This window comes from Gordonia desulfuricans NBRC 100010 (assembly GCF_001485495.1).
GTDB lineage: Bacteria > Actinomycetota > Actinomycetes > Mycobacteriales > Mycobacteriaceae > Gordonia > Gordonia desulfuricans.
Genome location: NZ_BCNF01000017.1, coordinates 1 through 641 on the forward strand (window position 1 = coordinate 1; position 641 = coordinate 641).

Here is a 641-nt window from a genome sequence, read left to right on the forward strand (position 1 = left end):
TCAGACGGCCGCACTCGGAACGTAGCCACCACGAACGCAGACAGCACTCCGACAGCTCAGAGCCCCATCCCTTCCAAGATCTCGACCAGTCGGGTTTCGATCGGCCCGACGGGGGTGATGACTTCCCGGATGGGGAGCCTCATCTGTGTGTCTGTCGTGTCGGGGTCCTCAGGGCCGGGGTTCGGGGTGATGTCGATGGGTGGGTCGAACACCTTGATCACCAGGGCATCATCATCGATCATGACGAACCCGTCGTCGGTGGTGCTGTCGAGAGTCGCCTCGGTACTGCTGCTGGTTTCGGTGCCGTGGATTTCGGCGCGGACTTGTGCCAGGTTCGCCACATACTGTTGCCCGACATCCGGGAGCCGGTTCACCTGTTTGGCGTTGTCGGGTTGGCCGGGTTTCGCATTCCGTTGCCACCAGGTGCGGCCCTCATCCGGGCCCGACTCGATTTTCCCGGTGGTGTACTGGCCGGGTTGATCACCGACCATCCGGTGATGGGTGGGACACGCCGGTGCCAACTCGATGATGTCGGTGCGGCCGCCGTCGGCGAAGTCGTTGACCGCGTGATGGATTTCGACGTGTGCTGCTGCCCGGTCGCATCCGGGTGCCGAGCAGTGATGGCCGTCGGGGGCGGAGAA

Annotated in this window: 1 protein-coding gene; it reads right to left on the reverse strand. The window is 63.8% G+C overall.

Annotated elements, in window-relative coordinates:
- Nucleotides 1–56: 56 nt before the first annotated feature.
- On the reverse strand, nt 57–491 hold the full coding sequence (locus tag GD1_RS02925; RefSeq protein WP_157079361.1) for a hypothetical protein: 435 nt from the start codon (nt 489–491) through the stop codon (nt 57–59).
- Nucleotides 492–641 lie beyond the last annotated feature (150 nt).

What these genes read in the sequence shown, in the direction of transcription:
- GD1_RS02925 (WP_157079361.1), bottom strand. Translation starts at nt 491, where the DNA reads ATGGTCGGTGATCAACCCGGCCAGTACACCACCGGGAAAATCGAGTCG.